Below are 26,046 nucleotides of genomic sequence, written 5' to 3'. Positions count from 1 at the left end.
CAATATCATGCGACACTATGTGATTCTGGTGCTGTTCGCCACGCTCGTGGGTGTATTTCCTGCCGGTAAGGTTGGAGCCGCCGAAGATCGGGCCGCCGCGGTTGTCGAATCCCCTGCCGTGGCAGAGGCTGTTGTGTCTGCAGCCGATGCCGGTGCAGCGGAGACTGTTCCCGGTCAGACTGCGGGGGAACCGCAGGGAGAGGCAGCCGATGAGGATTTTGTGGATGAAGAGGACTTCACCAACGGCGATATCGAAACACTGCACATTGCCGATCCTATCGAGCCTTTCAACCGCGGCATGTTCTGGCTGAACGACAAGCTGTATTTCTACCTGTTCAAGCCGATCGCCCGCGGCTACCGCGTGGTTCCCGAACCGGCGCGCAAGTCGGTCTCCAATTTTTTTTCCAATCTCGGCACGCCGGTGCGTTTCGCCAATGCGCTGTTGCAGTTCAAGTTGGCCGATGCCGGTTCCGAACTGGGACGCCTGGTGATCAATTCAACCCTGGGCATCGGCGGGCTGTTCGATCCGGCCAAGGCGTGGTTCGATCTGGATCGCAAGGACGAGGATCTGGGGCAGACGTTCGGCCGTTATGGTGTCGGTTCCGGATTCTACATCGTCTGGCCGGTTCTGGGGCCTTCCAATGCCCGGGATACGGTAGGCATGGTCGGAGACTTTTTCATGGATCCTTTGCATTATGTCGAAATGAAACCTGCCGAACGCCTCGGTTTGACAGGGCTTGAGAAAGAAACAGATCTTTCGCTCGACAAGGATACCTACGAGAGCGTCAAGCAGGAGGCTTTGGATACCTATCTGTACGTCCGCAACGCTTACGAGCAGTACCGTGACGGCAAAATCAAAAAATAAAGCGCAATGAAACAAGGAGAACGGTTATGAAAACCAGGCTTGGCACGCTGTGTGCGCTGATGCTTGCAATGTGTGTGTGGGTGACGCCGATCCTGGCTGTCCCCGGGCCGACGGAACAGCTACGGGCCACCCTCGACCAGATTATTTCAGTGCTGCGCAACAAGGAACTGTCCCAGGAGGCCATTCTCGACCGGGTGGAAGTTCTGGTGCGCTCCAAGTTCGATTTCGAAGCCATGTCCCAGCGGACCCTGGGTATCCACTGGAGAAACGCGAGCCCCAGGCAGCGGGCGCGTTTTATCGAGCTGTTTTCCCAGTTGCTTGAAGATACCTATCGCGGACGGATCCGCAATTACACCTATCAGGACGAGCGGGTCGAATACGTCGGTGAGCAGGTGCGCGGGACGCGGGGGCAGGTGGATACCCTCGTTATATCCAGCAAGGAGATACCGGTCAGCTATCGCGTGCGACTCAAAGGCGGCCAATGGCTGGTATACGATGTGATCGTCGAGGAAGTGAGCCTGGTCAGCAACTATCGCAGCAGCTATAACGAAATTATCCGCCAGGAAGGGTTTGACGCCCTGCTCAAACGGCTTGAAAATAAAGTCCGTGAATTGCAGGCGGGCAATACTGCCCAAAAGGTCCCTTCCCCGAAACAGGGAGCGTAACCGGCGTGAACGTTGATGCGGACGCCAGCATGGCGGAAGGCTTGTCGGAAGACGTGCGTGGGAGCCTGAAGGACCTGCATATTTTTTCCGAAGAGGAGATAGGCTGCCTGCTTCCTTTTGTCAAGGAGCGCAGGCTCTCCGCAGGTGAGACTTTATGGGTGGAGGGACAGCCGGGAAATTACCTGGTGCTGGTTCTTTCCGGTCATCTCGAAGCCAAGAAAGATACCGAGTTTCCGGGCAAGCAGGTGGTTGTCGCCGTATTTGGACCGGAGGCGGTTGTCGGGGAATTGTCTTTCATGAATCAGAGCCCGAGGGCCGTCAGTGTTGTCGCTCTTGAAGATGTCCGTCTGGCGCAGATTGCCAACGATGCCTTCGAAAGACTCCTTGCCGAGTGCCCCGGCCTGGGGATGAAACTATACCGCGTCATCCTGCTGGCCCTCGCCAGTCGCCTGAAAAAATCCTATGAACGTCTGGCCTCCATCTTTTGAGTTCGTGAGTCTTTTTGCAAAAAAGCCGGGCCTGAGGTCCGGCTTTTTTGCGTCCGCTATCAGGGAGCGTGCAGCTGGAAGTGGACGGGGACGATCACTGTATCCTGCCGTGGTATGCCATTGCGCTGGGCGGGGCGAAACCGCCAGTTGGATACCTGCTGCAGGGCCGTGTCGTCGAGGATTCCGTATCCCGAGGATTTTTCGACCCTCGCCGACAGTACCTGCCCGTTTTCCGATACGGAGACGCGCAGCAGCACCTCACCCTGCCAGCCCCGGCGGCGAGCGGTGCGCGGGTAGGGCATGGCGGGGTTGTCGCCGTAGCCCAGCGGCGTGGCGCGGGTGACACCTTTTTTTGCCTTGACGCCGGCTTCGCCATGACCGTTGCTGCCAACACCAAAGCCGCCTGCCTGGCCCGGCTCTCCCCCCACTAAAGACGATCCGGCGGCACCTGCGTCCTGTTCGCTTGATGCATTGCTGCCGGTATCCGCGTTTGCACCGGCTGCGGATGCTGCCGGGATTGCGGAAGCCATGGATGAGGAGGATGGGGTGGTAACAGCCGAAGGCGCTGGAGCTTGTCGGCGGGATACAGCCTTTTTGGCGGGAGCGGCGACTGGTTTGATGACTCGTGTTTTTTCGCTTTGGATGGGAGCTTTCGGCGCGGCAGGCGACATTCTGGGCGAAGGCTTATCGGCGGCGGGCAATTCACTGCTCCCTGCCTGCCCGTGCAAGGTGCCGGATCCCGACGAGCGAAGATCAACGACCAGATGGGTGTTGTGACCAACTTTCCAGGATGGCGGCATGGGCCAGAGAGTCAAGGTCGCGGCGTGAATGCCCATGGACAGGATGAGCCACAGTATGAAGGATTCATGCGATGCAGGCATGATTGTCCGGCTCCTCCCTTTTCGATGTTTCCGGGCTTTATCACGGCCTCCCGGCAGGTGGTTTTGCCGGAAGGCCGTTGCTTCAAACCCGGCCTGTTTTCGTGGTTCCAAGGCCTTAATTCTCTCGCTTACAGTTTAAAACGTAATGCTGGCACCGGCATAGCCGGCTATGCCGGGTGATCCGAATCCGTTTGTTTCCTCATAATCCTCGTCAAAGAGATTTTCCACCCGGCCATGAATGCGCAGGTGCGGGTTGACCTCATAGGAAAGAGCGAGGTTGACCACCGTGTACCCGGCAAGTGTTTTGGTCTGACTCCAGTTGTACAGGTCAAGATCGTCCCGCTCACCGAAATAGAATATATCGAGATTGGCATTGCCGCGATCAAGGAAACGATAGTTGACGTTGAGGTTGTATTTATGCCTTGGGCGACGGAGAAGTTGCTCGCCTGTGTTGCGGTTTTCCGTATCGGTGTAGGTGTAGCTGGCGGAAAGCGTCAGGTCGTCGACGGGACGCACCGATGCCGTCAATTCGAGCCCCTTGGTTTGGGCTTCATCGATGTTTTCATATTCATATTTGAAACTCGTCATGCTGTAAAAGGTGTTGATGAGGTCCTCGAAGTGGTTTTCAAAATAGGTTGCGCTCAAAAGGACCCTGTCGTTCCACAGTTGCTGCTCAAGGCCAATATCCCAGCCCCGACTCTTTTCCGGGGCCAGATCGGGGTTGCCCAGAACGTAGGTGGAGTTTTCATAAAGCTGGGCAAGAGTCGGAGCCTTGAAGGCGGTACCGAAAGTGCCTTTGATGCGGGTTCCGGTCGGACGAAACAGGTAGCTGCTGGTGATTCGGTAGGTCATGCGTGCGCCGAATTCTTCGTGATCATCGACACGCAGTCCTGCGGTGGTGATGAAATCCCGCCAGAGCCTGATTTCATCCTGGATATAGTAGCCGTAGGTTTCGGCGGTGGCTTTGTCGAATCTGTCGTTGGTATTCCAGAGAGGATCGGCATAGATGTAAACGGATGTGCCGCTGGCCTCTTCCTTTTCATACTCGAGTCCAACGGTCAAGGTGTTGGTCGGGTGCAGATAAAGGTTGTGCTGCCAGTCACCTTTGTAGAGTCGGCTGTCATAGGTCGTCATGCTGCTGTCGAAGGGGTGAGCCGGGTCGGTGTCATCGCGGTTTTCACGATCGTAATCGCTCAAGGAAAAGCCGAGTTTTTGCTCCCATCGGTCGTTCAGCAGCATCAAGCGCCCCTGCAGTCGCAGAAAAAGCGATTCAGAATCAAAGGTATTGTTGGGGTCATCTCCAAAGGGGCCGGCAAAGGTGTCGAGGTCTGCTTCCGCGTCGATGTATCTCAGAAAAAAGTCCACATCGAAATTATCGGTCGGAGTAAGGCCGATCCGGGATGAAACCGAAGTTCGATCGTACCCGTCTCTTTCCTGGTTTCCGTAACGTTTGGCGGCCGCGGAAATGCCGTTGGATTCGAGGAAGGAGGCCACCAGCGAGTAGTTGACGAGTTCGTTGCCGCCGGAAACCGAGAGCTTCTCCTCGTGGGTTTCAAAACTGCCGTACTCGGCAAACAGGTTGACTTTGGGTTTCCCGGAGCCTTTGCGGGTGATGATGTTGATGACACCGCCAAGGGCATCCGATCCGTACAGGGTGCTTCCTGGCCCGCGCACGATTTCTATACGTTCGATATTATCGGTGCCGAGGGTTGAAAAATCGAAGGACCGGCCGGGATTGGCAGGGTCGTTCATTTCTATGCCGTCGACCAGCACCAGGGTATGCATGGAGTTGCTTCCCCTGAGGAAGATTGAGGTCTGCTGTCCCAGCCCGCCCTGACGTATGACATCGAGGCCGGGAACACTGCGCAGGACATCGAGGACAGTGTTGGGCTGTTTGTTTTCGATTTCCTCGGCAGAGATAACGGTGACGGAGCTGGCGACTTCACGCAGTGGTGTTTCGAGCTTGGTGGCGGTGACTACAACCGGTTCGAGGGTGGTCAGGTCGGAGGCGGATGCAATTACGGGTTGCATCAGTACACCGACCAGGGCCAAAGACAGGATTTTGCGCATAAGAAAACTCCTCTTTGTGCCCAGGCTGGAGTGAGCACGAAGAGGAGCATGGCCTCTGAAATCAGCACGGAACAGATGGAATGTGCCTATCAGCGACGGCCGCTTCAGCCCACCTTCCCAGGGCCCGGGGAAGATGATGTGGGTGTCCGAAACGGCAGGTATACTGGCTCGCGAATCGTTCTCAAGACCGCCTTCCCAGCAAAGGTTGCCAGTGGCTTATTGGTCTTTCGTCCTCGCTTACAGTGGCGGGTCCGCGGGGGATTTGCACCCCTCTTCCCTGTTAGGCCCGAAGGCGCCGTCAGACGTATACTCATGAAAGATAGCGTGATTGAACCGAATTGTAAAGGAAGATCAGGCGGTTATAGAAAAAATTAACCTCCTCCGACTTTCGGGAACAGCGACAGGGTCTGGCCGTCTTCCATGACATGTTCGGGAAGAACGTGGCGGCCGTTGATGAGGGCAACGCCCAGTTCGGGAAGGGCGATGTTCAAGGCCCCGAGAATATCGCCGACCGTCGCGCCGTCGGGATAATCCTGGTCGGCTACCTTGAAGCGGTCGTTGCGAAAGCCGGCGAAGAGTTTGACGGTAATTTTCATGGTGCACCTTTTCATGGTCGAAATAAAGGGTTTGTCTTCAGAAAAAGGCGGTTAAAAAAAGTGGGCACCCCATCGAGGTGCCCACTGGCATTGCATAAAAAGGCGAATGTTAGAAGTTCCAGAGCTCGTCGATTTCAGCCGGGGTGAAATCCCAAACCGCGTTGTGGGGCGGGATCGGCTCGTATTCGAAAAACTCGGGCAGGCGGTCGTCTTCTTTGGTGAAACCGGCCTTGGTATTGAACTCCTTCTCCATTTTCAGGATCCTGGCGCCCATGCCGACGAAGTCGTCAACGCTCATTTCGACGCCGAAGCGGGCGGCGCACATATCGACCAGTGCGGGCAGAACTTCGGGGATGTCCAGAGCGGGGAAGGCCACGAAGATGCACATACCGGTGCTGTCAATGGAGGTGGTGGCGATCTGCAGGTTGCGGGACAACTCAACCTGGCCGTCCTTCTTCAGGGGATCGACAAAACCGCCGACCTTGAGGATGTTGGTGGCGATGGAGTAACCGGCGGTATGGTCGGCACCCATGGTCGTGGTTGCATAAGTGATACCGATACCCTTGACCGAGCGGGATCGTAAGCCGGGATACCCTGGCCCTTGACGACCGGAACGCGGGTCAGGCCATAGGCCTGGCCGACGGAGGCGGTGCCGTTGCCGAGGATGCGGCCCAGCGGGGTGCATTTGCCGATTTCCTCGTTCATGATGCGCAGGGCTTCCTTGCCATCGCCCCAGGGCAATACGCCGGCGTCCATGGCGACGGCGAGCAATACGGCGCCTTCGATGGAGTCGATGCCGATGTTGTCCATGGCGTTATCGATGCGGGCGCAGTCGTCGAGGCTCTGGATCAGGCAGTTGATGCCCAGACCCCAGACGGTCTCGTATTCGAAACCGGAGGTGATGTACGCGCCGGCTTCGTCAACATAAACCTGGGAGCACTGGATGATGCAACCGGCGTGGCAGCCATGCTTGTGGTGGCCACCGCGCTTGACGATGGTGTCGTACATGGTTTCACCGGACACCAGGTCATGGTGTTCACAGGTACCGTACCTGAAGTTCTTGGTCGGCAGGCCGCCGGCTTCGTTCAGGATGTTGATCAGAACGTTGGTGCCGTAGGTGGGCAGACCCTCGCCGCTTACGGGGTGATCGAGCATGCCTTTGGCGAAAACCTTGGCGGCGGCGCGGAATTTTTCGGGATTCGCAATTTCAACCTTGCCGGCGCCGGTGGCGTCAATGGTGATACACTTGATTTTCTTGGAGCCCATAACGGCGCCGAGACCGCCGCGGCCATGGGAGCGGATCTTCTGGTCGGGGTCCTTCACCGAGATGTTGGCGGCGGCCAGGCGGTTTTCGCCGGGGATGCCGATGGTCATGACGCCGATTTTGGTATCGTATTTGGCGTTCATGGCGTCAATGACGTCGAAGTTCTGCTTGCCGACCAGCTCGGAGGCGTCCTCGAAGGTCACGCCGTCCATGGTGACATGCAGGCGGTACCATTTGTCATCCTTGGGCTGGCCTTCGATGATCATGGCCTTGATGCCCATTTTGGCGAACTGCTGAGCGCTGGTGCCGCCGGAGTTCGATTCCTTGATGGTGCCGGTCAGCGGGCTCTTGGCGCCGGCAGACATGCGGCCGGAGTTGGCGGCCGGGGTGCCGGACAGCATGCCGGGAGCAAAAATCAGTTTGTTGTTGGGGCCGAGGGGATGGCACTGCGGGGGAACTTCCTTGGCCACGATGGTGGAAGTCAGCGCACGGCCACCCAGGGTGGCGTATTCGGCGGGGACTTCCTCGACCTTGCAGGTAAGGTCGTTCATGTTTACGCGCAAAATTTTGTTCATTGTCTTGCTTCCTCCCAATTTTGCTTTTCTTGGAATGGTTCCGGGTGAAATCTCCTTTCCAGAGAGGGAGGCGCCACTGTTTCCAGCGGAACCCTTCGGCCTGTCGCCATAAGGACCTTCCCAGTAGGCAGCGAGGCTCGGAGATCGGAATTTTGCGTCAGGTGCTGATGCTGTTGTCAAAGACTTTTTCCAATTTGTTGACTTATAACACAAAATAGAACGAAAGTTCAATAAGGTATGCTGTATACATTTCCAAAATGGTCATAAATTCTCTCCAGAATTTCAAAACACATTGAAAACATTATTGAAAAAAGTTTTTGGGAGGAATTGAAACGGCGTGGTTTTTTGGCTTGTTTCCAAGGGTTGACAGGGTTTTTGACTAGAGCAGCAAAAACAGGATGTAGCATAGCAGGCCCGTTGCCAGAAACAGAGGCGCAAGGTCGAAAGGCGCGGGGCGCGGGGGCAGATCGGCGGGGGTTGCCGCCGTGGTGCCGATATTGCGCAACAGTTGCGAAGCGACGTCATCGAGCGATTCGCCGGTCAGCTGGATATAGGAGCCTCCGGTGGTTTCGGCGATGGCCCGCAGGGTCCGGGCATCGAGTCGGGTTTTGAGGGGGATATCCTCGCTGTCCGTGAAAAAACCGTCGATATCGGCGGCGCCTTTGCGTCGTATGGGGATGAAGACATCCCGTTCGCGGCCGATGCCGATCGTAAACACGGGGGGCGGGGGCGCGTCACGCGAGGTGATGCTTTGCAGGATTTCTGCCTGGTTGTTTTCGGTATCTTCGCCATCTGTCAGCAGAATCACTGCACGGGCGGGGGTGCCGGTCTGGCTGGCAGCCATCAGTATGCCGCTGTCGAGTGCGGCTATCAGGTTGCTGCCCGATTCGGTCAGATCGCCGAGATCGGTATGCGTCGCCATATAGCGCAGAAATCCGTGATCGCGGGTCGGTGAGACGACTTCGATGCCGTTGCGCGCAAAAAAGAACAGACCGACCTTTTCTCCCTCCAGTCGGCTCAGCAGCGTCAGAACCAGTTGCCGGGCGGCATTCAGGCGGTTGGATACGGAGGTCACCGCCGGTTGGCCCGATAGCCGTCCGACAGCCATGTCTTCGGCGAGCATCGATTTGCTGACATCGATGCCGATCGCCAGCACCAGATTGTCGCTGATGTTTCCCTGCCGCAGGACGGTGATGGCGGGGCCGGCCAGTGCGGCTACCATTCCAGCCAGCCCGAGCAGAGGCAGCAGGCAGCGACCATAAAGCCTCCAGGCTCCCCTGCCGTTACGATCGAATCGAAACCGATGCCGCAACCGCTCCAGAAACCGCTCCGTGGACCAGATGCGCCACGCAACGGGGACAAGCAGCAGTAACAGCCAGAAACAGTGCGGATGACTAAAGCGCATGGCGTTGGCCTATTTCTCCACCCTGGTGTCCAGGGGCACGCCGGGCGCGAAGCCGGCCACATCCGGGATGAACGCCTCGAGTTGTTCCTGCACCTCGGACATGTTTTCCTGGGGGATTTCACTCAGGCCGATGCGCCTGTATTCACCGAGCCCGACGATAAGTTCCAGGTTCCAGCGTGGTATTGCCCTTTGCAGTGACGTGCTGCGAAGACCGTCGACGAGATCGATGGCGGTTTTGTAATCGTCAACGGCGTCGGACAGAAATTTTGCCGCCTTGCGCCCATCCTGTTCGAAGGCCAGTACGCTGTAGGCCAGCATGACCGAAACGTTCCCCTTGAGATTGTGCAACTTCCATTGCATGGGGGCAAAAAGGGCTTCGGGGTTTTCCAGAGCTGCTGTGCAGCTGTCGCGTAAAGCGAGCAGCTGTTCGTGAAAAGTTTTCAGATCCTGCTGCTGGGAGACGGCCAGATAACGATTGTTGAGGGCGGCGGTGATCTGTTTGAAGTCGTCGACACGGGCTCGCCATGTGCGCGCCAGCAGGGCATACTCGGCTTGCGGCAGGGACAGTCCGGATTTTTCGGCATCGGCAGTGATTTTTTCAAGTTCGGCCGCGGCGGCGGCGTGTTCTTTGATGCCGGACACGCTTGCCAGGCGCGTGTTGAGCCTTTCCAGAGCCGTGTGATGCTGGACCTTGCGCCACAGGCCGACGCCGCCAATGGTCACCAGCAGCAAACCGGTGAGGCCGATGGTGGCCAGGATGAAGGGGATCGCGGGTTGATAACGCCGAAGAATATTCGAAAAAAGAGCCATGATGCATTCCTCGCAGTGGTCGGCGGAAAATTTTCCCTGGGAGACGCGCCGGCAACGGTCGGCGTGTCATGGGTCCAAAGTGCCATTTACAGTTTGCGCAACCCCGGTACGCTGCGCAGCAGCAGATGCAGGATGGCAAGTCCAAGCCCCAGAAGGGTCAGTGGCTGCCGCAGCCAGCGGGGTTGCAGGGTAATTCGCGTCAGGTTGCGGTTGGTCTCCAGAATATCGATTTCCCGGTAGACCTCCTCGATCTGTGTCTGGTCCAGTCCCCTGGAGGTGACGAAAATGCGCCCGACGGTGGCTTCGCCCGCCGCCGGTTGCATGGCTTCCTCCACCGCCTGATCGACTTCGCCGCCAACGGAAATAATGTAAAACCGCACGCCGACCGCTTTCATCAACGTGATGAGGTTGACCAGGTTCGGCAGGCCGCCGTGGCGCACATGGGCACGCTGGGTCGGCTCGATGCGCCCGTCGGTGAAAAGGATGACGGCCATGCCCCTGCCGAGCGCGGCGTCGCGGATTTTCCGCGGGATATCGAGCAAGGATCCCGGTTTTCCGAGCAGGAATTCCCGCATGCCGGCAATCTGCTCGACGGTCAAGCGGTTTTCCTCGGGCAGCATGGAAAAAAACGCGGACAAAGACAGCCATACCGCTTCCGAGGCGTTGGTGCCGCCCCCCGCACCGAGTTCACGGTAAATCCGCGAATGGTTTCTGCTGCGCACCAGATCGAGTTTGGCCTTGAGCAGTTGCTTGTCGAAGGTCAGCGGCGCCAGCAGTTTGGCATAGCTGGAAAAGGCGATCAAACCGATGTAGTCGTCGTCGCGGCGCATATCGACAAACGAAGCGATGCCATCCAGGGCAAGGTCTCCCAGGGTCTGGTCGGAGTAGCGGCTGACCGGACGTTTCATGGAGCCGGACAGGTCAAGGGCCAGGAATATCCATTTCGATTCGATGAATTCTTCCATCGTTTCGCGAGAGTAGCCGGGATTGGCCAGGCTTGCGACCAGGCATGTATACACCAGGGCGAACAGGATGCCGTTGTAGTTGCGTTTCCAGAATCCGGGCCGCAGTTGCGCCATTTCCGGGGGCACCGCGGGAAATGGCAGCTTGCGTCGCGTGCGCCGGCGCAGCCACAGGAATCCGGGCGCCAGAAAAAGCAGCAGCAGCGCCAGAGGGTACTGGAGTTGCAAATCAGCCATGGTGTTCTGGCTCCGGCTCGTCCGATGGCTGAGCAGGGCTGGCCAATCCCTGCAGGGTCTCGATAAGCCATCCCGCCCGTGCCGTCAGATCTTCCGGGATACCAGCGGTTTCCTGAGCCAAGCTATGGTCGATACAGGCAAGCACCTCGGAGGCGGCTTGCCGGGCAGATGCTGGAAGGGTGGCTTCGATGCGGCGCAGGAATGACACGTGACTGCCCCCCTGGCGGTCCATGGCGATTCCGGAAAATTCAGCCAGGTATGCCTTGAGGGCCACGCCGAGCCCGGCCAGCGCATCCCGGCTTCCATGTTGACGAACGGCGGCAATCGCGTTGTCCACATCGGTTTGCAGCTGATTTAAAACATGGTTTTCGGGCTGTATGTCCGCTTCTTTCATATTTTTACGCCACCACCATGTTGCAACGGCGGCCAGCCCGGACAAAAGAAGGCCAACGGCCAGCAGCGTTATCTGGAGAGTGAGGGAGCTTGTTGCCCGGCGGGGTCCGGGCACTGTCAGGGGGCCCGCGGCAGCGACCTGCAGATCGAACCCTTCGGTGCTTTCCGGGATCATGGCGGCGATGCGCACCGGTTCTTCGACGGTTTTGATCAGCTGCACCTGGCTTTGAGGCGCGCGGCTGTCGATGTAATAGACGGGGATGCCGGGGATGCTGTATTCGCCGGTGGCGTAGATTCTGAGTTTTCCGGTGATGCGGATGGGGCTGTGATTCAGGTCTATGGCGCTTAACGGCGCGTCATAGCTGATGTCGTACAGATTGTGGAAGATCCCCGATGGCTTGAGATTGAGGTTGGCGATGGTGCTCGATTCGATTTTAATGCGTTCGGTGAAGCGGATTTCCAGGACGAACGGAATCGGGGTGCCTGGAGTGGCGCCGTTCATGCCGAGGGAAAAACGGACGCCTACCGGCGGAACCAACGGCATCAGCAGCGGCCGGGCCTGCTCCACCAGAATGTCTTCGGCAAGCAGGTTGGCGCTTTCCCAGACGCTTTGCCGACAGGGATCGATGGTGACCTGCTGCCGGCTGGAAACCGGGCCGTCACCGTCGGCCGTTGCGGCGACAGCTTGTAGCAGTGCCTGTCGACGGCGCGCGTCGCTGGCGGTTTTCCAGATGATTTCGATCTGTTCCAGAGGGGCGAAGAGGCGGTCGCCGATGTTCCAGGCCGGATGCGCGTAACGTACCATCCGGTCCTGTTGCAGGCGGGTCAGCAGACTCTGATAGGCTTCCTGGGACAGGTCGCGCCTTAATCGGTAGGCGGCCGTGGACGGAGCCCGCAAGGGATCGTACAGGATATGGCTGAAATATTCGCCGTACCGTTCATTGAGGGTGTCAAACGAAGGGGGCTCGACGGTCGGGCTATCGATGGCCTGAGCCTCGCCGGCGATGTCGGGACCGCTGTCCGTGGTTTCCGGTGCCGTGTTTTCCGGTGCGGCAGGTGTGATGCTTGTATCGGCGGGGACAGGGGCCGGAGATTCGACCGCGCTTCCGGCCGGGGCCGGGCCGCCATCGGCGAGCCGCACCACCAGCCATTTCAGGTCCGGTCGGGGTAGCACGCGCCGGCCATCTTCGCCATAGAACCACACATCGTTCTGGTAATCGGACCAGACACGTTCAAAACAGGCACGCCGTGCTGTCTCGGCAGGATCCGCCGCGCTTTCCGGCATGACGCCGGTTTCGGGTGATGCCTCGGCGGCAGGTTGGCGTTGTGCGTCTTCCGTGACGGGCAACGGTTGCGCCGCGGCCAGGGGCAAGGTTCCCGCCAGCAGCAAAAGGCTCAGCAGGACGAGGTGTTTGGCGGATCTTGAAAAGATCGTGCGTAAGCAGGTTTGGCGACAGGCGCAGGGATCATTCATCATCGTGTTTCCTCGACTTAAGCAGTGCGTATCAGAGTCTGGCAGCAAGCCGCCTGGCAAACAGGGTGTTGACACGGGCCTGGAGGTCGTTGGCCCCCACCGGCAGCAATGCCGAATCGATGCGGGCCCTGGCCAGGGCCCGCACGATGCGTTCCCGGTTCTGGCGGAGCAGGGTATTGAACTGGCGCTTATGGCTCAGGTCCAGAGGCATCTGGCGTCCGGACTCCATGTCCTGCAGGGTCAGCAACCCGTCCCCGATGCCCCTCAGCCGATACTCGGCTTCTTCAAGCACGTGCAGCGCCACCATTTCATGCGCCGGAAGGCGACTGTCGGCGGCATCCAGCAGCCCCCCGAGGCCACCCAGATCGGTATGGAAATCGGAAATGATGACCCCCAGGCAGGAGCTCAGTCGCTTCATGACGAATTCCAGAGCAGGTGCCAGGCGCGTCTGGCGGCTTTTGGGTTGCGGCGTCTGCCGCAGTGCGGTAACCAGGCGATGAAACTGCCGCGGCGCGGCGCTCGGCGGATGCCAGGCCACCACCTGATCGGCAAACAACAGCAGCCCGCAGGGATTGTTGCCGCGCAGGGCGGCGTGAGCCAGGGATATGGCCAGATCGCAGGCCAGGGCGTATTTGCCGCCGAAGTGCATGGAGGGACTCACGTCGCAGATCAGCAGCAGGTTATAGGCGCTGTCCCTGAGGAACTCCCGAACGTAAAGTTCGCCGCTGCGGGCGCGCGCCTTCCAGTCGATGCGGCTCCAGCTGTCGCCGGGCATATATTTGCGCAGGCCCCAGAATTCATAGCCGGTGCCCTTGTCGTATCCTGCCCAGTCTCCGGCCATCTCGCTGCGCGGCGGATGCTTGAGCTGGATGGTAAAGTGGAAGCGTGGTTTCATGGTGTGAACCGTTCCTTATGGTTTCACCAGCGCGTAAGGCGCAACCGAGGCAACGATGTTCTGCAGCAGATCCTGCGCGCGGATGCCTTCCAGAATGGCGGCGTCGCTGAGAATCATGCGGTGTGCCAGCACCTGCATGACACAGGCATCGACATCCTCGAAGGATACGTAATCCCGGCCCCGTAAAAAGGCGAAGCCTTTGCAGTAGGCGATAAGATGTTCGCCGGCACGGGGCGACACCCCCACGGCAACAAAGTCGCGGATCGCCTCGGGCGCCTGTTGCGACTCGGGGCGGGTACGCAGGCAGAGCTCCAGGATGTAGGAGATCACTAACGGCGAGACCATGACGCGTTTGGCAACGTGGTGTTGCATGGCTACTACTTCATCCGGTTGCAACAGGCACGGAACGGCTTTTTGCAGTTCGTCGAAGTCAGTGCTTTTTTTCCTGAGCAGCTGTTCCTCGAATTCCCGGGGGGGTAGCTCAGCGTGACCTTGGCAATAAACCGGTCCAGCTGGGCTTCCGACAGGGGGTAGGTGCCGAGCTGTTCCACCGGGTTCATGGTCGCCAGCACCATGAACAGCTCCGGCAGCCGGTACTGGTCGCGGTCGATGCTGACACGTTTTTCCTGCATCGCTTCGAGCAGTGCCGACTGGACCTTGGGCGCGGCGCGGTTGATTTCATCGGCCAGCAGAATGTTGCAGAATACCGGACCCTGGTGGAAGGTGAAAGTGCCAGTAGCCTGGTTGAAGATGGTGGTGCCGGTGATATCGCTGGGCAGTTTGTCCGGCGTGAACTGGATACGTTTGAACTCGCCGCCGATGGTGCGGGCGAAGGTGGCGACAGCGAGGCTTTTGGCCAGGCCCGGAACGCCTTCCAGCAGAATGTGCCCTTGTGCCAGCAGGGTGCAGATGATGGACTCGATCATGCGGTCCTGGCCAATGATGACTTTGCCGATTTCGGTCTCGACCTGCTGGATCCTGTGACGGAATTCCTCCGCGACGGACGGGTCGGCATGGCGGGGATCCCTGACTGTCTGGTTCATGGCGTTGCGGCCTCCGGTAAAAAAAGAATTTCATTCGGCACATGCCCGGTGAAAGGGGTCAGAAAAACACGAACTTGCGCCGGTCGCGAATGATCAGGTAAAGAAAAAACGGTCCGCCGAGCAGGGCCGTCAGCACCCCGATACGCAGCCCCCCGCCGCCCCACACCCGCACCGCGCAGTCCGAGTAGACGACCAGCGCACCGCCCAGTATCCCGGCGGCCGGGATCAGCAGGCGATTGTCGGAACCGACGAAGCTGCGCATGATATGCGGCGCGATCAGGCCGACGAACCCGATGGCGCCGGAGACGGCGATGGCGCCGCCGGTCAGCAGCGCGGCGACAAACAGCAGCATGTTGCGCGACAGGGTCACGTTGACGCCGAGGTTGGCGGCCATCTCTTCGCTGAGCATGATGATGTTCAGATCCCGCGCGTACAGCAGCGACCACAGGGTGCCCACAAGGGTGATGATCAGCACGATGTAGACGTGCTGCCAGCTGCGGTTGGTCAGGTCTCCCATCAGCCAGCCGACGATCTGGCGGGCCATTTCGAACTGATCCGTCGACAGGACGATCACCAGCGAGGTAAGCGCGCCGAAAATGGCGTTGAAGGCGATGCCGCCCAGCAGCAGGGTATAACGGGAGGTCAAGCCGCCGCTGGTGGCAATGCCCAGTACCACCAGCATCGACACGAAGGCGAACAGGATGGCGAAGGATGGTACCGCGTAGATGCTGGTGGCCGCCAGACCGATATAAATGGCGGTTACCGCTCCGAGGGCCGCGCCTGAACTGGTGCCGATAACCCCGGGGCTGGCCATGGGGTTTTTAAAGATGCCCTGCATGATGGTGCCGGCGGCGCCCAGGGCAAAGCCGACCATGACCCCGGTCAGGGTGCGGGGCACCCTGCCGAGCCAGACAATGGCTTCCAGCGCGGGATCGGTCGGCAGGTTCATATGCAGCATCCTGGACGCCAGGATGCGGGCGGTATCCTGCAGGCTGATGGCCCAGGGCCCGATACGGATCGACAGGAACATGCCCGTCAGCAGCAGTCCCATCGCGGCGATCGAGGCGGCGAAGCCTGTCAGGGAAAAACGGCGGTGCTCAGAAGGACGATTCATAAAGCAGTCCCGCCAGGTAGTTGATGCTGGCCACCAGATATTGGGAGGAACTCAGCAGGTAGACGGTTGGCATCTTGCGGATGTTCCCGCGGCGTATGGCGTTGGCGCCAGCCAGGATTTCCTGGCTGTAGAGCTGCCGGTCGAAACTGCTTTCCTCCGGCACGATGATCACATCCGGGTTCCACTGCAGAAGGGTTTCGTAGTCCACCTGTTTGAAGTTGCGAATCCCTTTGGCGGCGGCGATGTTGGTTACACCAAGGGCCTTGCACATGCTGTCGAAGGTGGTACCCGCCCCCGCCACGTAGGCCATGTTGTCATAATACAGTACCGAAGGCGGCCTGACGGTGCCGCTGCGCCGCCTGTTAACCGCCAGCTGGATGTCGCGCAGTTTTTCGTGCATGACGGCGACCAGCCTGCGGGCGGAAGCTTCCTCGCCGGTCAGCCGCCCCGCCAGCAGGATCTGCTCTTCGATGGCATCGAGATCGTCGAAGAAACCGAACTGCGCCATGGGAATGCGGGCGGTGCGCAGTTGATGGAGAAAGTTCTCGTTGGAAAAAAAGGAGGTCATGACCAGGTCGGGGCGGTAGCCGATGACGATTTCGGCGTCGTCGGTGCCGTAAGTCGGCAGGTTTTCGGGCAGCAATGTCGCCAGAAAGGAAAACTGCCGGTCCTTGCAGCTTTCATGCACCGCCACCAGGCGTTCATGGGGCAGAATAGCCCAGAGAATTTCGGTCAGCCCCGTGGCGTGAGGGATGATGCGCTTCGGCTGATGCTTCAGGATCACGGAACGCCGTTCTTCATGTATTTTATCCGTTGCGAAATCGTAACGGGTGAAGCGGTAGCTGACGTTGCGTGGGAAACCTTTTCCGGTCGCAAGCGCCGGCACACGGGTATCGCTCAACGCTCCCATCAGGGCATCCATCTCCAGAGGGAACCTGCGTGCGCTGCGGGCGGTCTCCGCGGCGGCGGCGCCGGCCGGCAGTGTTGCAAGGCAGGCCATGGCTAACACCATCACCGAGCCCAGGATGCGTCTAACGGTAGAACAGCAGCGAAACGCCATGCTCGGTTGCGATTTCCTCGACGCCGACATGGAAAACCTCCTTGATGCGTTGCTTGGCGAAGCCTTTCGCGGCCAGGCCGTGATAGTGGATCCGGCCCTGCTGCAGCAGGGTTACGGTGTCACAGTAACGTCGCGCAAGATCGAGATCATGGATGCTGATGAGGATGGTTTTGCCGGCATCGCGCAGGCCGGTCAGCAGATCCATGATCTCGAGCTTGTGCCGAATGTCCAGGGCGCTGGTGGGCTCATCCAGCAGAATGATCGGTGCTTCGGTGGCCAGCGCCCGGGCCAGGCTGACCAGTTGCGCTTCGCCGCCGGACAGTTCGTTGATCGGCCTGTTGCGGAATACCGTGGTGCCGGTGACCTGGAGAGCCTGTTCGATGATGTCCATGTCCCGCTGCCGCAGCCACTGCAGGCGTTTCAGGTGCGGGTGGCGGCCCATGGCGACAAAATCGGAAACCAGGATGGAAAAATCGAGGCGTGTATCCTGCTGCACCAGCGTCACCATCTGACTCAGGGTTTTGCGGGACAGGCGTCGGTAGTCGCGCCCTTCGATAAGTACCTGTCCCTGTTGCGGCTCCCAGATGCGGCAGAGATTGCGCAGCAGGGTGCTTTTACCGGAACCGTTGGGCCCGATCAGGCCGTGGATGGCGCCGGTTTCGAAACCGCAGCTGATGTCCGCCAGGATTTGATGGTCTCCAATGGCGAATCCGAGGTTTTCGACTTGCAAAATCGGTTGTGCCGTCATTCTTCCTCTTGCATCCGGTGGCGCAGGGTGAGTTGCCAGGCCAGCGGCAGGCTGAATTTGGACAGGGCGGTAAGCAGGGTTCCGCTCAGCACGATGCCCCACATCACGGCATGGCCGAGGCAATCCTGAAACAGGCCGGTGGTCAGGGTCGTTCCCCACAGCAGGACAAGTCCGGCGATCAACTGGATGTTCTGACTCATGGCGTGAATGCCCCAGAAATTTTCCGAAATGCGGCTCAGACGCCCGTGGCGCAGCTTGATCTCGATCAGCTTGAACCAGATGCGTCCCTCGGCGACCTGGGCCGAACCGTCGCAGATATGGTGCAGCAGGTACAAAACGATAAGCACGTAGCGCCCGCCCGCCATGGATCCGAACAGGGTGTTGAACAGAGGCGGGTAGCACAGCAGCAGGAGTATCGCACCCAGCGCCTGCCCGCCGCCCACCAGCGCCATGGCGCCGATCAGCCGCCGCACCTGGAGGCGGAGGTCGGCAAAACGCTCCAGACAGTCGACGAAGGCGGAAACCTTGACGTTGCTGATAAAAGTGATGCCCGGATAAAAGTATTTCGTCAACACGCCGAGAATCGCCGCGACCTTGAATTCGGTCTGGGCCATGGAAAACATGGTGTAGAGCACCGCCCCTTCCAGAATGCTTTTACCGAAAGTGTACAACAGGTTGCCGATCTCGCCATAGCGATAATAGGGACTTGATGCCAGGGCCTGCATCCAGAGAGCGGTTTTGTGCATGACTTCCCGCCACAGGGAGCGGGATCGGGGATGGGGCGCCGGCATGGAAGTGTTCAGAGCTGTTTCGGGCATAGACATATCCTGACGGCGGTCACCGGAAAGCCGGGCCGCGGGGATGCGGCCCGGTGATTTACGTTACAGAATCCGCATTCCGGCCGGAAGCAGGGGGCGGAACGTCGGGCAGAGGGAGGAAAAGCTGGCCCGGGCAACACCGCCCGGGCCGATTTCAGGGATAGGAGGCCTGTTACATTTCCATCAGCAGCTTGACCGTCTGGCGGGCGGCTTCGGCGGGAAGCAGACCCGTGTCGGAAATGCCGGACAGAACCTTGGACTGGTCGTGGTCGACCGCGCCGGCCTTGGCCCAGGTGCCAGGCTGCACCTTGACCAGATAGGCGGAGAAGGCATGATGGCCGCTGCCGGGGCGTTCGCCGATGATGTGAACGATGGCTTTGGGCTTGCTGCCGGCCTTGCCGTACAGGACTTCGCCGGCCTTGTATCCAGCGCGCACCCGGCCGCCGGTCACGACGATGTTTTTGTCCGACAGGGACATGCCGGCTTTTTTACACTGTTTCTTCAGCTCATTGAGGTAAGGCATCAGATGCCCGTCATCCATGATGGCCCTGGCGTTCAGACCATCGGAAATCACTACCTGCACGTCGGGAGCTTTGCCGCCCCAGGTGGCTGACAGCTTCTGCAGGGTGGCCACGGCGGCTTTGGACAACTCTTCGCCGGTGGAAGGCGCGGCGATGTAGTTTTCGCGGTCGTGGGACTGGCTCTTGATGCTCACTGCGTTGGGGATGGAGTTGATGAATTCGGGGGTGAATTCGGCCCACAGGCTGACTTTGGCGTCGTCATACAGGTCGTGGATACGCTTGTTGGTGACCGGTTCCAGGTCCCAGATGTTTTTCCCGTAACCCACGGCCATGTCGACGCCGCGGCCGCGAACATTGGCAATCGACTTTTGACCTTCAGCGTAGATCTCTTTGAAGGACCGCTTGTCGCCCTTGGCCTGGCGGAATTTGTAGTAGACCCAGGCCGGGTCGCCGAAGTGTTTGGTCGGTTTGCCCTTGGCGTCGATGACTTCGATTTTCTGGAAAAATTTCCACATGGCGTCGTTGACCTTGAAGCCGAACTTTTCGCGCAGGCGGACATGGTCCTGGAAGCCGGTGGTCAGGTAGCTGAGCATCGGGTCATTGCGGGTAGGAAGGGCCATCAGATAGGCCGGGTTGGCCGGAGCGATCTGGTCCTGGCACCACTCCAGGTCGTCGAGGGTGACGGGCATGTGCAGGGTCGAGCAGATGTCAAGACCCAGCACCAGGCCGTGCAGTTTGCCCATGACGATATCTTCCAGACAGCAGCGCACCAGCTGTTCGCGGGTTTTGAACACCTCGGGACCGATGAAACCGGCAACGTCATTGAGGTGCAGCCAGACCTGGTCGGCGGGCACGCCCTTGGTTCTGGCGATTTCCTGCTGCAGGGCGCGGGCGAAGCCGTATTTGCGGGATTCATGCACCACCATGTCGAAGCCGTGGCCGTGGCCGTTGGTGTAGTCGGCCCCCTGGCCGGTTTCGAAATAGAGACCGTACGGACCTTTACGCATTTTCGCGTAGTCGATCATCTTCTGGATGGTCAGATCGAAGGTCTTGTTGGCGCTCTCGGTACCGGCCAGGCTCTGGAACCAGATGGCGGTGGAGCCGGGCACTTCCTTTTCGGCGGCGGCCTGGCCGTCGATGTGGGCCAGAACGCACCAGGGTACCGTCTTTTCGAGTTTGAAGGCCGTGACGATTTCCTTCAGGGCGTTTTCGACCCGCAAGGTGGCTTCAAGCTGGCTGTCGACCGGGTTGGTGCCGATAACGATATCGCCCACCGCGTAGGCGAAGCCGTTCAGAACCTGCAGCTGAATGTCTTCCTTGTTGTCGGTCGGCGAGTTGGGCTGGATGCGGGCGCTCAGATAGCCCTTGGCGCCGATTTTGGAACCGGGCAGGGTATTGAAGATTTTCTGGCCGACGCGAATCAGTTCGTCGTTGGACATGAGTTTGACCACCGAGCCGATCACATCGCTGTGCAGGCCGCCCATGATGGACTTGATGTCGGCTTCCGGTCTGGTGAGCAAAAAGTGCTTCAGCTCGCCCATGGTCATACTCTTGATCTTGTTGTATTTGGCCTTGTCGGTGGTTTTGCGGATCAGTTTTTCCTGCCCGTCCACAAACAGCGGGTTGTCATAAATGTCCTTGATTCTGGTGTTCGCCAGCAGCTTGCGGGCGTTTTGACGGGACATTTCGCTATCCGCGGCAACACCGAGCCCCTCGTCGCCTTCCTTGAAAGCGTTGGCGGCGCCGATGACCTGTTGATAAAGGCTCAGATCGAACTTGCCCTTGCTGCGATTGACATACTGAAACACATCCTCACCGGGCTTGATGCTGCCGATGGTGACGGCCCCGGCCATCCCGGCCAGGAAGGTCATTACCAGGGCGCCGGTAATGCCTGCTGCGAGTTTTCCCTTTTTTAACATTCGGTTACCTCCGTCTTGTCTGATGGGGCGATCCCGCCCGCCGCATAACGCGGGCGCGGGCAAAATCGGGTTATGCGGACGGCGGCGTGCGTCGCCCGCGACCGGTTATTGACGCTGCTGCCTGGCTTCTTCCCACATGGCGTTGAAAGCCTGTTCCGTTTCTTCGCTGAGAACCCGCCACAGGGCCACGGTTTTGAAATAGGCTTCGTCTCCCACATGGAACATGGCTTTTTCCTCGGCATTGAGGAGGTCGCCGGTATCGGCCATGACAGGTGAGACGCCCTGGGACTTGACCACATCGGCCTGCCTTTCGGGATCCAGGGAGAAATTGATCCACTCTTCGGCCAGGGTTTTGGTCATGTCCCTGGCGCCGGCGCCGAGATACCAGCAATCGATCCAGGCGGTGCCGCCCTCAGCCGGGGTCGCCAGGCGCCAGTTGCCGCCTTTAAGGTTGGCGGCCTGGGCGGCAAATCCCCAGGTGGTGGCCAGGGCCAGTTCCGGGAATTCGTCCGGGTTGGCGGCGCCGTCCCACAGGCTTCTGGCGTTTTTGGCCAAGGCGTTGAGCTTTTCCTGAACTTTCGCACGGTCGAGTTTGTTGATATCGAAGATGTCCTCATAGCCGTAGCCGAGGGCCAGGGCCGCGATCCAGACGTTGACCTTGGGGAAGTTGTTGTTGATGGTGTACTGCCCGGCGTACTGAGGATCCCACAGCACGTTCCAGCTGGCGGGTGCTTCGACGACCTTGTCGCGGTTGTAGGCCAGACCGTAGGGGCCGCAGTTATAGGGCACGCCGTAGCGCACGCCATTGTGGAAGGGGGTCTGATCGTCGCGGAACACCGGCATCATTCTGGCCAGGTTCGGGATGTTGTTCACGTCCACCGGCTGCAGGTACTGGCTGCCTTCCTGGTAGGAAAAGAAACGTGGGATTTTGGGCAGCTCGATGGGCGGTGAGATCAGGTCCGCCGTGTTGTTTTTCACCGCCTGGAAAAATTCGTCCTGATCTGTGGGATTATGGATCTGCACGTCGACATCGACATTGTACTTTTCCCTGACCAGTTTCTGAAAATCTTCCACATAGGGTTTGGCATAGCCGGCCCAGCAGGTAATGCGCAGGGTTTCCTTGGCGGGCCGGGTGTTTTCCTGTTTGGTGCAGGCGGGGGTCAGCAGCAGACTGCCGGCGGCCACCATGGCCGCCGTGGCGGAGACGGCTCCCCACAAGGTTCTTTTCATGACGTTCCTCCTGACGCGTGCGGGTTTCAGAAAAACGGCGTTGATATTTACCCGTCGCAGAGTTCCCGGGCTTCGGGCATGGCGCCGGCATCATGGCGGGGGCCGCATCGCGGCCCCGCCCATGATTTGTTACGGGGACTTCCGTCCGGCTGTCGCCTGCCTAGAAAGCGAAGGTCAGGTTGAGGGCCGCGGCCGTCTCGGTGTCGATGAGGTCCTTGGCGGCCGAGCTGATCGGCGACGAGAAAATGAAGATCGGGCTGATGGTCATCTGGTCGTTCAGGGCATAGTCGATGCTGGCGCTCAGCTCGTAGTTATGCCAGCCGGCATAGTCGGCCACGGTGCCGTCGGCATGCTGGTTGTAGGAGACCAGGGCCCCAAGGTTCAGGGCCGTGTTGGGAACCCATTGCCCGAGGTCGAAGGTGTGGCTGATGTCGAAGCTGTAGAACAGCCCGTCTTCCTCGGCGCGGTCCCAGTCGTAGGAGATTTTCAGGTTCGGGGAGAGCAGGGTGTTGAGGGTGAAGGTGACGAACAGTTCGTTGGTGTCTTCGCCCTCGATCATGTACCAGATGTCGCCCACCGACATGGAAATCATGTCGCCCAGGTCGAAGGCATAGGTGAGGATGACGTCGGTTTCGTTAAGTTCGCCGGCATTCCAGTTGGGGCCGCTGGTGAGCTGCCAGTTGTGCCAGGTGCTGAGGGTCCAGCCGCTGCCGAGGGTCAGGTCGATACCGGCCTGGATGGTGGGGCGGGAGTCGCTGAGATTGAAACCACGCCACATGTACTTGTCCCAGATGCCTGCGTAGACATCGCCTTCAACCTCGATCTTGGCCTGGGCCTGGCTGGCGAAGCCAACGGCCAGCATGAAGACGGAAACCAGTAACACACTCCACTTTTTCATACGATACACCTCCATGGGGATGAAAAAGGGGCAATGAATTTTCCGGGAAATCCGGAAAACAAACCGCCCGCGAACGCGGTGATTGGAAAAACGCGGTTTTACAGGGGGCAGGATAAAACCTGCCGATATCCGAGAAATAAAATACCTCAGGAAAGGCAGGCGGGAGTATCCCCCAACGGAGGGGAATTTTACTCCCCAATCGGGGGATGAAGCACGGTGGGGTACAGGAAATCTTGAAGGGAGGTGCGTTTCGGGATTGCCGGGGCGAGACGCCCGCACGGGAGTTTGCAAATGCCGTTTGTCCAGGACGCCGCCGGCATGCCACTTTTACGCGAATGGCCTGCCAAAGGTTCCGTGCCACTAGTCGGATGCTGCCGCTGCCGGCCCGTTCCGGTGCGGTGATTCGAGGGTCAGCGCAGCCCCATGAGTCGATAGATGGCGGAAATATCGAGGCTCTGCCTTACCGCGTCGGCGAGTCGCTCGAAAGCCGGTTCCAGGTCGTAACAGGCCTGTACGGTGCCGAGGGGTCTGAGCCCCTTGCGTTGGCGCAACCGATCGATGAACCAGCGGCGGAAACCGTCCGAATCGAACAGGCCGTGGAGGTAACTGCCCCACACCAGGCCGTCGCCACGGCAGGCGCCCAGCGCCTGGCCGTTGTTGTCGATCAGTGCAGGCGGTGCCGGGCCGCTGCGGTTCTGGTCATGATGGATGGCATAACCGCCAACCTTCAGGCCCGAAATGCGGTGGCGTGCTTCGGTCCGCACAAGGGCCTTTTCCGGGTGCAGGACCGTGTCGATGGGCAGCAGGTCGAGGCCGACCAGATTGGTTCCCGGCGATTCGAGGCCATGAACGTCGCAGATGGAGCGGCCGAGGATCTGATATCCGCCGCAGAGGCCGATAATTTCGCAACCGCCTTCCTGTGCCCTTTGCTGCAGAATCCGGTCGAGGCCGACGGCGCGTAAAAAGGTGAGGTCGCCGATGACATTTCTGCTCCCCGGCAGGATGATGGCATCGGGCCGGCCCAGGTCCTGTCCGCGTCGCACCGTCCGCAGGCGCACATCCGGTTCGATACGCAGCGGCTCGAGGTCGGTGAAACCGGAAATGTGCGGCAGATCGAGCACGGCGATATCGACGCTATCCCCGGCGCATTCGCCGTCATGGAACAGGCCGCCTTTGATCCCGACGGAATCCTCCCCGAAAAGCCCAAGGTTTTCCAGGTAAGGAACCACGCCGAGCACCGGACGGCCGGTGTGTCGCAGCGTGTAGTCGAGGGCATCCTTGAGCAGGTCGGTGCGGCCGCGGAAGCGGTTGATGACAAAACCGGCTACCTGGCTCCGCTCGCGTTCCGACAAAACTTCCATGGAGCCGACGAAGGAGGCGAATACGCCGCCGAGGTCGATATCACCGACCATCAGCACCGGTGCGCTGGCATGCAGGGCCATTTTCATGTTGACGATGTCATGCGCCTTGAGATTGACTTCGGCGGGACTGCCGGCACCCTCCAGTAGCATGGCATCGTATTCGCCGGCCAGCGCATCATAGCACTCCCTGGCCTGCTCGAACGCCTCGGTCCTGTAACGGAAAAAATCCATCAGCCGCATAGTGCCGACCGGCTTGCCGCACAACACGACCTGACTGCCCTGATCGCTGTCCGGTTTGAGCAGGATCGGATTCATGCGCACATCCGGATCGAGACGGGCGGCCTGGGCCTGCACCGCCTGGGTGTGCCCCATCTGCCCGCCATCGGGCGTGCTGAAGGAATTGATGGCCATGTTCTGGGCTTTGAAGGGTGCTACCCGGTAGCCGTCCTGCAGCATGATGCGGCACAGGGCGGCGGTCAGGACACTTTTGCCGACGCTGGAGCCGGTGCCCTGGAACATGATGGCCGGGGTACGCCGCCGGGCCGTGACCAGCGGCGCCATGAACAGCTCCTGGCGCAAGGCCCCCACCAGTTGGCGATTTTCCGCTTCGTTGCGCACCGCAACCCGGAAATAGCGCCCGTCGAGCCCCTCGAAGTTGTCGCAGACACGGATAGCCAAACCCCGTTTGATGAGGCGCGAGGCCAGGGCGCGGGCATCCATCGATCGATGATCGCAGCGGATCAGCAGGAACGTCGCTTCACCCGGATATACGGTGAGGTAGGGGATCTGTTCGAGCTGCCGGCGCAGGGTGCTGCGCAGGGAGGCCACGGCAGTGCGGGATGTTTGCAGGTATGCGGTGTCGCGCAGGGCGTCGACGCCGACTTTCTGGGCAAGGGTGTTGACCGACCAGGGCGGTTGCAGCGCTTCGATCTTCTGCACTATGGAAGGGGAAGCGACGGCGAGTCCGAGACGCAGGCCGGGGATGGCAAAAACCCTGGTCAGGGACAGCATGACCACCACATTGGCGGGCCGGCTGGCGGTAAGGCTGTCGAAATCCTCCACAAAATCGCCAAAGGCTTCGTCGACGACGAAGGTGGTTGCCGGAAACCGGCCGGCCAGATACCGTATTCGCAGGGCGTCGAAGATGGTGCCGGCGGGATTGTTCGGTTGCCCCAGAAACACCACTCGTGGCCCCTCGCCGGATTGCTGCAGGGCGGTTTCGAGGCGGTCGAAATCCAGGGCGAAACCGTCTTCGGCGGCAAGGGGCATAAGATGCACCGCCAGCCCCGCGACTTTCGCCGCGGTGGCGTAAACAGGATGGCTCGGTACGGGAATCAGCGCGTGCCGCGCCCGGAGGGCACGGGGGAGCAGGTAAATCAGTTCGGTGGATCCGTTGCCGGCGATGATTTGGTAGGCGGTAACGCCGTAGCGCTGGCAGGCGGCTTCGATCAGCGCCTGGTTGCCGGGCTCGGGGTAGTGTGGCAGGGCGCTGATGCTGGCGCTGATACGCGCCCGCAGCCATTCGGGCGGACCCAGGGGGTTGGTGCTGGCCGAAAAGTCGAGCAGCTTATCGGGGTCCACTCCGGCAGTCATGGCCAGCTGCCGAAGGTGGGTCGCGTGGTGCACCCGAAAGCTTTGCGTGTCGTTCATGCTTTGCCCCCAAAAGCAAAAATCCCGGAGCCAGAAGCTCCGGGGATACCGTTTTTATCCGCCAGAAAAATCCATGCACACGGCCCTGAATTGTCAGGCTTCAA

At 59.7% G+C, this 26,046-nt stretch carries 21 protein-coding genes, 1 pseudogene and 2 riboswitches; of the genes and pseudogenes, 3 read left to right on the top strand and 19 right to left on the bottom strand.

Annotated elements, in window-relative coordinates:
- Positions 1–7: 7 nt before the first annotated feature.
- From A6070_RS13800 to A6070_RS13790, 3 genes are read left to right on the top strand one after another with little or no spacing between them, the layout of a single operon-like run.
- Complete coding sequence (locus A6070_RS13800) at positions 8–865, top strand: MlaA family lipoprotein (protein ID WP_072286311.1); 858 nt, start codon at positions 8–10, stop codon at positions 863–865.
- 26 nt (positions 866–891) lie between these two features.
- On the top strand, positions 892–1,530 hold the full coding sequence (locus tag A6070_RS13795; RefSeq protein WP_072286310.1) for an MlaC/ttg2D family ABC transporter substrate-binding protein: 639 nt from the start codon (positions 892–894) through the stop codon (positions 1,528–1,530).
- Positions 1,531–1,535: 5 nt separating this feature from the next.
- Positions 1,536–2,018 carry a Crp/Fnr family transcriptional regulator gene (locus A6070_RS13790; protein ID WP_072286309.1) on the top strand — a complete coding sequence of 161 codons (483 nt, stop codon included), beginning with the start codon at positions 1,536–1,538 and terminating at the stop codon, positions 2,016–2,018.
- A 59-nt stretch (positions 2,019–2,077) separates the two neighbouring features.
- Here A6070_RS13790 and A6070_RS13785 read toward each other — a convergent pair whose 3' ends face one another.
- The 19 genes and pseudogenes from A6070_RS13785 to A6070_RS13700 form a co-directional block, all read right to left on the bottom strand.
- Positions 2,078–2,899 (bottom strand): energy transducer TonB, encoded by an 822-nt coding sequence (locus tag A6070_RS13785; protein ID WP_072286308.1) that lies wholly within the window; start codon positions 2,897–2,899, stop codon positions 2,078–2,080.
- Positions 2,900–3,034: 135 nt separating this feature from the next.
- The gene (locus A6070_RS13780) at positions 3,035–4,969 is read right to left on the bottom strand and encodes a TonB-dependent receptor plug domain-containing protein (protein WP_072286307.1); all 1,935 of its coding nucleotides are present in this window, start codon (positions 4,967–4,969) and stop codon (positions 3,035–3,037) included.
- Between the two features lie 136 nt (positions 4,970–5,105).
- A riboswitch (cobalamin riboswitch) is annotated at positions 5,106–5,282 on the bottom strand.
- 58 nt (positions 5,283–5,340) lie between these two features.
- Positions 5,341–5,565 carry a MoaD/ThiS family protein gene (locus A6070_RS13775; protein WP_072286306.1) on the bottom strand — a complete coding sequence of 75 codons (225 nt, stop codon included), beginning with the start codon at positions 5,563–5,565 and terminating at the stop codon, positions 5,341–5,343.
- Between the two features lie 109 nt (positions 5,566–5,674).
- Positions 5,675–7,380 (bottom strand): annotated as a pseudogene (locus A6070_RS13770) (aldehyde ferredoxin oxidoreductase C-terminal domain-containing protein).
- A gap of 59 nt (positions 7,381–7,439) precedes the next feature.
- Positions 7,440–7,559, bottom strand: a riboswitch (molybdenum cofactor riboswitch).
- 224 nt (positions 7,560–7,783) lie between these two features.
- The gene (locus tag A6070_RS13765) at positions 7,784–8,809 is read right to left on the bottom strand and encodes a vWA domain-containing protein (RefSeq protein ID WP_072286304.1); all 1,026 of its coding nucleotides are present in this window, start codon (positions 8,807–8,809) and stop codon (positions 7,784–7,786) included.
- 9 nt (positions 8,810–8,818) lie between these two features.
- On the bottom strand, positions 8,819–9,619 hold the full coding sequence (locus tag A6070_RS13760; RefSeq protein WP_072286303.1) for a hypothetical protein: 801 nt from the start codon (positions 9,617–9,619) through the stop codon (positions 8,819–8,821).
- An 86-nt stretch (positions 9,620–9,705) separates the two neighbouring features.
- On the bottom strand, positions 9,706–10,818 hold the full coding sequence (locus A6070_RS13755; RefSeq protein WP_072286302.1) for a vWA domain-containing protein: 1,113 nt from the start codon (positions 10,816–10,818) through the stop codon (positions 9,706–9,708).
- A complete protein-coding gene (locus tag A6070_RS13750; RefSeq protein WP_072286301.1) occupies positions 10,811–12,688 on the bottom strand; it encodes a hypothetical protein in 1,878 nt (625 codons plus the stop codon). The genes A6070_RS13755 and A6070_RS13750 overlap by 8 nt, the downstream gene beginning before the upstream one ends.
- A gap of 28 nt (positions 12,689–12,716) precedes the next feature.
- A complete protein-coding gene (locus A6070_RS13745) occupies positions 12,717–13,580 on the bottom strand; it encodes a DUF58 domain-containing protein (RefSeq protein ID WP_072286300.1) in 864 nt (287 codons plus the stop codon).
- A gap of 15 nt (positions 13,581–13,595) precedes the next feature.
- A complete protein-coding gene (locus A6070_RS15195) occupies positions 13,596–13,952 on the bottom strand; it encodes an AAA family ATPase (RefSeq protein ID WP_083568969.1) in 357 nt (118 codons plus the stop codon).
- Between the two features lie 5 nt (positions 13,953–13,957).
- Positions 13,958–14,623, bottom strand: a complete 666-nt coding sequence (locus A6070_RS15190; RefSeq protein WP_083568968.1) for an AAA family ATPase — start codon at positions 14,621–14,623, stop codon at positions 13,958–13,960.
- Between the two features lie 58 nt (positions 14,624–14,681).
- Positions 14,682–15,737, bottom strand: coding sequence for a FecCD family ABC transporter permease (locus tag A6070_RS13735; RefSeq protein ID WP_072286298.1), 1,056 nt, complete (start codon positions 15,735–15,737; stop codon positions 14,682–14,684).
- Positions 15,721–16,827: an ABC transporter substrate-binding protein gene (locus A6070_RS13730; protein ID WP_083558514.1), complete on the bottom strand. Its 1,107-nt coding sequence runs from the start codon at positions 16,825–16,827 to the stop codon at positions 15,721–15,723. Before A6070_RS13730 ends, A6070_RS13735 begins: the two co-directional genes overlap by 17 nt.
- Complete coding sequence (locus tag A6070_RS13725) at positions 16,769–17,545, bottom strand: ABC transporter ATP-binding protein (protein WP_072286296.1); 777 nt, start codon at positions 17,543–17,545, stop codon at positions 16,769–16,771. The genes A6070_RS13730 and A6070_RS13725 overlap by 59 nt, the downstream gene beginning before the upstream one ends.
- Positions 17,542–18,363, bottom strand: coding sequence for a hypothetical protein (locus A6070_RS13720; RefSeq protein ID WP_235605471.1), 822 nt, complete (start codon positions 18,361–18,363; stop codon positions 17,542–17,544). The genes A6070_RS13725 and A6070_RS13720 overlap by 4 nt, the downstream gene beginning before the upstream one ends.
- Before the next feature lie 172 nt (positions 18,364–18,535).
- Positions 18,536–20,803, bottom strand: a complete 2,268-nt coding sequence (locus A6070_RS13715) for an ethanolamine ammonia-lyase (RefSeq protein WP_072286294.1) — start codon at positions 20,801–20,803, stop codon at positions 18,536–18,538.
- Between the two features lie 105 nt (positions 20,804–20,908).
- A complete protein-coding gene (locus tag A6070_RS13710) occupies positions 20,909–22,033 on the bottom strand; it encodes an ABC transporter substrate-binding protein (protein WP_072286293.1) in 1,125 nt (374 codons plus the stop codon).
- A gap of 160 nt (positions 22,034–22,193) precedes the next feature.
- A complete protein-coding gene (locus A6070_RS13705) occupies positions 22,194–22,931 on the bottom strand; it encodes a TorF family putative porin (protein ID WP_072286292.1) in 738 nt (245 codons plus the stop codon).
- Positions 22,932–23,341: 410 nt separating this feature from the next.
- Positions 23,342–25,942 carry a cobyric acid synthase gene (locus A6070_RS13700; RefSeq protein ID WP_072286291.1) on the bottom strand — a complete coding sequence of 867 codons (2,601 nt, stop codon included), beginning with the start codon at positions 25,940–25,942 and terminating at the stop codon, positions 23,342–23,344.
- Positions 25,943–26,046: the final 104 nt, after the last annotated feature.

The sequence above is a fragment of the Syntrophotalea acetylenica genome, assembly GCF_001888165.1.
GTDB classification, from domain to species: Bacteria; Desulfobacterota; Desulfuromonadia; order Desulfuromonadales; family Syntrophotaleaceae; genus Syntrophotalea; species Syntrophotalea acetylenica.
The sequence above is the reverse complement of the archived record's forward strand: the minus strand, read 5'-3'. Positions and strand labels throughout refer to the sequence as shown.